Below are 7,139 nucleotides of genomic sequence, written 5' to 3'. Positions count from 1 at the left end.
GCTGCCGACGTATGCGTTCCAGCGGCAACGGTTTTGGCTGGACACGGTGGCGGTCGGTCATGGCGATCCGGAATGGTTGGGATTGTCGGGGACCGGTCATCCATTGGTGGGGGCAGTGGTTGGGTCTCCGGAATCCGGTGGCGTTGTCGTCACCGGCAGGCTGTCGTTGGGAACGCAGCCGTGGCTGGCCGATCATGCCGTGGCCGGTGTGGTGTTGTTCCCCGGATCAGGATTCGTGGAGTTGGTGTTGCGGGCCGGTGACGAGGTCGGTGCCACCACGATCCAGGAACTGACCCTGCTGGCACCACTGGTATTCACCGAGGACCGCAGTGTCCAGCTGCAGGTCCTCGTGAACAGCAGAGACGACTCGGCCGGATGGACGGTCTCGGTGTACACCCGCGACACCCAAACCGACACCGACTGGACTCTGCACGCCGAAGGCATCCTCACCACCCAACAACCGACACCATCGACACCGGCATCGTCGACACCGGTGGTGGATCTGGCGCAGTGGCCTCCGGCGGGTGCCGAGCCGGTGCAGGTCTCCGGTGTGTACGACTGGCTGACCGGACACGGTTACCAGTACGGGCCGGCGTTCCAGGGTCTGCAGTCGGCGTGGCGGTACGGCGCGGATGTCTATGCCGAGGTCGCGGTCCCCGAGGAACTCGATGTCACCGGGATGGGCATCCATCCTGCCCTGCTCGATGCCGCGCTGCACGCCGCCTGGGCCGTGGCCTACACCAGCACCCCGATCGATGACGGGGCCGCGATCGACGGTTTCGAACTGCGGCTGCCGTTCAGCTGGGGAGGAGTCCGTCTCGACGCGGTGGGTGCCACCCGCCTGCGCGTCCACCTGGCCAGCAGCGCCAACGGTGCTCTGGCCGTACGACTGGCCGACACCTCCGGTATGCCGGTCCTGACCGGCACGGTGAACACCCGACCTGTCACCACCGAACAACTCCAGGCCGCACTACACACCGCCACTACACCGGGCACAGGCCTGCTGGAACTGACCTGGACACCACTGACCCTCACCGACCCGACCCCCTCCTCGATACGCTCCTGGACCCCGCACACCACAGAAACCGACAGCGTCGACGCCGATACTCACAGTGGCGACGCTGATGCCGCGGATACCGACGCTGCTGATGCGGGTGTGGTGGTGTGGGAGTTGTCCTCCGGTGTGGAGGATGTGGTGGGTTCGGTGTATGCGGCCACGCATGCGGTGCTGGCGGTGTTGCAGGACTGGTTGAGCGCGGAACGGTCGGGTGTGTTGATGGTGCTCACCCATGGTGCGGTCAGCCCGCCTGGTGAGGATGTCACCGATCTGGCTGCTGCGGCGGTGTGGGGGATGGTGCGTTCGGCGCAAGCCGAGCATCCGGGCCGGATCGTGTTGCTCGACACCGATGAAGACGTCGATCTCGATCACGGTGTGGTGGGTGCGGTGGCCCTCGCCGCGCTGGCCCAGGCCGGTGAACCGCAGCTGATGCTGCGCCACGGCATCGCTCACGGCGCCCGACTGACACCCGTACCCGCCATGGCGAGTGCGCCGGCCGGGGATGCGCCGGCCGGAGGTCTGCTGGCGGCGATCGCTGCGGGCACGGTGTTGATCACCGGTGGTACCGGGATGGCCGGTGCCGCGTTGGCCCGTCATGTGGTCGGCGCCTACCGGGTGGGGCATGTGGTGTTGGTCAGCCGCCACGGTGGTGACGCCGAAGGCGCCACCGAGCTGGTGGCGGAGTTGCGTGCCGCGGGCGCCCAAGTACAGGTGGTGGCGTGTGATGTGGCCGATCGCGAGGCCGCGACACGTTTGTTCACCGACGTGCTGGGGCAGTGCCCGCCGTTGAGCGCGGTCATCCACGCCGCGGGAGTGCTCGATGACGCGGTCATCACCTCGCTGACACCCGAACGGGTGGACACGGTGCTACGAGCCAAGGTCGACGCGGCCTGGAACCTGCACCAACTGACCCAGGAACGGGATCTGGCCGCGTTCGTGGTGTTCTCGTCGATGGCCGGCACCGTGGGCTCGCCCGGGCAGGGCAACTACGCGGCGGCCAACGTGTTCCTCGACGCGCTGGCCAGCCATCGGCGGGCTGGTGGGTTGCCGGGCATGTCGCTGGCGTGGGGTCAGTGGGCCCAGTCCAGTGCCATGACCGGACACCTCAGCGACCGTGACCTGGCGCGCCTCAAACGCACCGGTGTGGTGCCGATGAGTGTGGAAGAAGCGGTGGCGTTGTTCGATGCCGCGTTGGTCGCCGACCATCCCGCGGTGGCCACCGCCCGCCTCGACTACCGCATGCTGCGCGACCGCACCGTTGCCGCGTTCCTGCCACCGCTGTTCGGTGTCCTGGTCGGTACGCCACGGCGACGCACGGTGGAAACCAGCACCGCGGCGGCGCGGTCGGAGCTGGCGCAGCGGTTGCACGGGCTCAGCAGCGACGAACAACGTCGACTGCTGACCGAGTTGGTGTGCACCCAGGCCTCGATCGCGTTGGGCTACACCGACACCGCCGGTATCGATGCCCGTCAAGCGTTCAAGGACCTCGGGTTCGACTCGCTGACCGCGGTGGAACTACGCAACCGGCTGCAAACCAGCACCGGTCTGACCCTGACCCCCACCCTGATCTTCGACTACCCCACCCCCACCGCGCTGGCCGGCTATCTTCACGAGCAGTTGAGCGGATGGACCCCGCCGCAGGCGGTGCGGTCGGTGACCTCGGCGCGTCTGGGTGTGGACGAACCGGTCGCGATCGTGGGGATCGGGTGCCGGTTCCCCGGCGGAGTCGACTCCGGGCAAGGCTTGTGGGAGATGGTGGCCGACGGCCGCGATGTGGTGTCGGGTTTCCCGACCGACCGAGGCTGGGATGTGGAGGGTCTGTTCGACCCCGACCCGGCCGCGGCGGGTAAGTCCTACACCCGCTCGGGCGGATTCCTGGATGCCGCAGGCGATTTCGATGCCGGGTTCTTCGGGATCAGCCCGCGTGAAGCCTTGGCGATGGACCCCCAGCAACGACTGCTGCTGGAAACCTCCTGGGAAGCCTTGGAAGACGCCGGAATCGACCCCACCACACTGGCCGGCTCGGCGACCGGAGTATTCACCGGCATCATGGCCCAGGGATACGGGATCGGTGCCTCCGTCGAGGGCCTGGACGGGTTCGCGGCGACCGGTCAAACCTCGAGTGTGGCGTCGGGCCGAGTGGCCTATGTGTTGGGTTTGGAGGGCCCGGCGGTGTCGGTGGACACGGCGTGCTCGTCGTCGCTGGTGGCATTGCACCTGGCCGTGCAGTCGCTGCGGGCCGGGGAATGCGACCTGGCGCTTGCCGGTGGCGTGACCGTGATGCCGACCCCCGCGATGTTCCTGGAATTCAGCCGCCAGCGCGGCCTGGCCGCCGATGGCCGCTGCAAACCGTATGCCGGTGCCGCCGACGGCACCGGGTTCTCCGAAGGCGTCGGTGTGCTCGTGGTCGAGCGGCTGGCCGACGCGAGGGCCAAGGGCCATCAGGTGTTGGCGGTGGTGCGTGGGTCGGCGGTCAACCAGGACGGTGCCTCCAACGGGTTGACCGCACCCAACGGGCCCTCCCAGCAGCGGGTGATCCGTGCCGCGTTGGCCAGTGCGGGCATCGACGCGAGCGGGGTCGATGTGGTGGAAGGCCACGGCACCGGCACGGTCCTGGGTGATCCCATCGAAGCGCAAGCCTTGTTGGCGACCTACGGCCAGAACCGGCCCGCGGATCGACCCGTTTGGCTGGGGTCGATCAAATCCAACATGGGCCACACCTCGGCCGCGGCCGGTGTCGCCGGCGTCATCAAGATGGTGCAGGCCATGCGGCACGAAACGATGCCCAAAACACTGCACGTCGACGCACCCAGCCCCCACGTGGACTGGACCACCGGCGCGGTATCGCTGCTCACCGACGCCCGACCGTGGCCGGTCAGCGACGGCCGGCCGCGCCGGGCCGCGGTGTCCTCCTTCGGCGTCAGTGGCACCAACGCCCACGTCATCCTCGAACAAGCCGACGAGCCCACACCGGCCGATACCCTCGAACCGGCCGATACCCCCGATCCGGTGGCGGGTGTGGGGTTGGGGGTGGTGCCGTGGCTGGTATCGGGCAAGACCAGCCAAGCCCTGGCCGCGCAGGCTGCCCGGTTGGCGCAGTGGGTGCGTGCCGAGGAAGACTCCGAGGACGACCTGGATGTCGTGTCGGTGGGGTCTGCGTTGGCTACTACCCGTGCGGTGTTCGAGCATCGTGCGGTGGTGGTGGGTGCTGATCGTGAGGCCCTGCTGGCCGGGTTGGCCGGGTTGGCTTCGGGGCAACCGGGACCTGATGTGGTCACCGGTCGCACCACCACACCGGGCAAAGCTGTGTTGGTGTTCCCCGGGCAGGGCTCGCAATGGGCCGGGATGGGTGCGGAGTTGTTGCAGTCCTCACCGGTGTTCGCCGAGCAGATCCGCTGCTGTGAGGAAGCGTTGGCGGAGTTCGTGGACTGGTCGCTGACCGATGTGATCACCGGGGCCGACCACGCTCCCGGGCTCGACCGGGTCGATGTGGTCCAACCGGTGTTGTGGGCGATCATGGTGTCGCTGGCACAGATGTGGCAATCGGCCGGCGTCACTCCCGATGCCGTGGTCGGACACTCCCAAGGTGAAGTCGCCGCCGCCTATGTGGCCGGAGCGCTCACGCTGCGCGAGGCCGCCATGATCGTGGCACTGCGCAGCCGATTGCTGGTGCAGTTGTCGGGCGCGGGGGAGATGGTGTCGATCGTCGATTCGGTCGAACGGGTCCGTCAATGGATCGAGCCCCTCGCCAACGAGGTGTCCATTGCTGCGATCAACGGGCCACGGTCGGTTGTCGTTTCCGGTTCCCCCGACGCGTTGGAGCGGCTCCAGCGCACCCTGTCCGAGCAAAAAGTGTTGCGTTGGGTGGTGCCCGAGGTCAATTTCGCGGCACACACCGCCAAGGTCGACGCGCTGCGCGAGGAACTGTTCGAACTGCTCGCGGATCTGACCCCGACACCGTCGAAGATCCCGTTCTATTCGACGGTGACCGGTGAGCTGTTCGACACCACGGGATTGAACACCCGTTACTGGTTCGACAATGTGCGTGAACCGGTCCTGTTCGGTCAGGCCGCGCAGTCGTTGATCGGGGCCGGGTTCACCACGTTCATCGAGTGCAGTCCGCACCCGTTGCTGGCGTTGGCGATGGAAGACACCGCCGCCGGTCTCGAGACCGCGGTGACCGTGACCGGATCACTGCGTCGTGACGAGGGTGGGCTGGATCGGTTCTGGAAATCGGTGGGCCACGCCTACGTCGCGGGGGCGCCCGTCGATTGGACGAAGGTTTACACCACTACACCGCGGCGGGTCGGGTTGCCGACGTATGCGTTCCAGCGGCAACGGTTTTGGCTGGCCAGTACCGGGCTCGGTGGCGCCGATGTGGCCAGCGCGGGACTGGTCGGAGCCGAACACCCGTTGCTGGGTGCGGTGGTGCAGCAACCCGAGTCCGGTGCGGTCGCACTGACCGGACGACTCTCACTCACCACCCAACCGTGGCTGGCCGATCACGCCGTGGCCGGTGTGGTGTTGTTCCCCGGATCAGGGTTCGTGGAACTGGCGTTGCGGGCCGGTGACGAGGTCGGCGCCACCACGATCCAGGAACTGACCCTGCTGGCACCACTGGTATTCACCGAAGACCGCAGCGTGCAGCTCCAGGTCCTGGTGAGCGGCCGGGACGACTCGGCCGGATGGTCGGTTTCGGTGTACACCCGTGACACTCAAACCGATACCGACTGGACCCTGCACGCCGAAGGCGTCCTCACCACCGAACAACCGACACCGGCATCGTCGATGGTGGATCTGGCGCAGTGGCCACCGGCCGGTGCCGAACCGGTGCAGGTCTCCGGCGTGTACGACTGGCTGACCCGACACGGTTACCAGTACGGGCCGGCGTTCCAGGGTCTGCAATCGGCGTGGCGGTACGGCGCGGACGTCTACGCCGAGGTCGCGGTCCCCGAGGAACTCGATGTCACCGGGATGGGCATCCATCCTGCCCTGCTCGACACCGCACTGCACGCCGCCTGGGCCGCGACCTACACCGGAGCCGCGACCGACGATCTCGAACTGCGGCTCCCGTTCAGCTGGGGGCAGGTCCGTCTCGACGCGGTGGGTGCCACCCGCCTGCGTGTTCACCTGAGCAGCAGCGCCGATGGTGCCCTGGCCGTACGACTGGCCGACACCACCGGCAAACCGGTCCTGACCGGCACGGTGAACACCCGACCCGTCACCACCGAACAACTCCACGCCGCACTACAAACCACCACTACACCGGGCAGCGACCTGCTGGAACTGACCTGGACACCACTGACGACCCTCCCCGACTCCACTCCTTCCTCGGCCCGCTCCTGGACCCCGCACACCACAGAAACCCACAGCGCCGACGTCGGCACCCAGAGTGCCGACGCTGATGCCGCGGATACCGACGCTGCTGATGCGGGTGTGGTGGTGTGGGAGTTGTCCTCCGGTGTGGAGGATGTGGTGGGTTCGGTGTATGCGGCCACGCATGCGGTGCTGGCGGTGTTGCAGGACTGGCTGAGCGTGGAACGCTCGGGTGTGTTGATGGTGCTCACCCATGGTGCGGTCAGCCCGCCTGGTGAGGATGTCACCGATCTGGCTGCTGCGGCGGTGTGGGGGATGGTGCGTTCGGCGCAAGCCGAGTACCCGGGCCGGATCGTGTTGCTCGACACCGATGAAGGCGTCGATCTCGATCACGGTGTGGTGGGTGCGGTGCCGCTGGCCGCGCTGGCGCAGGCCGGTGAACCGCAGCTGATGCTGCGCCACGGCATCACCCACGGTGCCCGACTGACACCGGTGCCGGCGATGGCGGCCGTGCCGGTCGGGGATGCGCCGTGGCGGTTGGCCGCGGGCGGGACCGGCACGCTGCAGGACGTGTCGCTACAGCCGTGGCCGGCGGGGCAGGCACCGTTGGAACCCGGGCAGGTGCGGATCGCGGTCCGCGCGGTGGGCGTCAACTTCCGGGATGTGTTGGTGGCGTTGGGAATGTATCCCGGCCAGAACCCGTCGTTGGGCGGTGAAGGCGCCGGAGTCGTGCTCGAGGTCGGCGCGGGCGTGACCGACCTCGCCG

Annotated in this window: 1 protein-coding gene; it reads left to right on the top strand. The window is 67.9% G+C overall.

The features are described 5' to 3' along the window. Positions 1-7,139: SDR family NAD(P)-dependent oxidoreductase (locus ACHQ4I_RS43205; protein ID WP_476445425.1), on the top strand; the 7,139-nt coding region annotated here is incomplete at both ends.

The sequence above is a fragment of the Nocardia nepalensis genome (assembly GCF_048910785.1).
Lineage (GTDB): Bacteria > Actinomycetota > Actinomycetes > Mycobacteriales > Mycobacteriaceae > Nocardia > Nocardia nepalensis.
The sequence above is the reverse complement of the archived record's forward strand: the minus strand, read 5'-3'. Positions and strand labels throughout refer to the sequence as shown.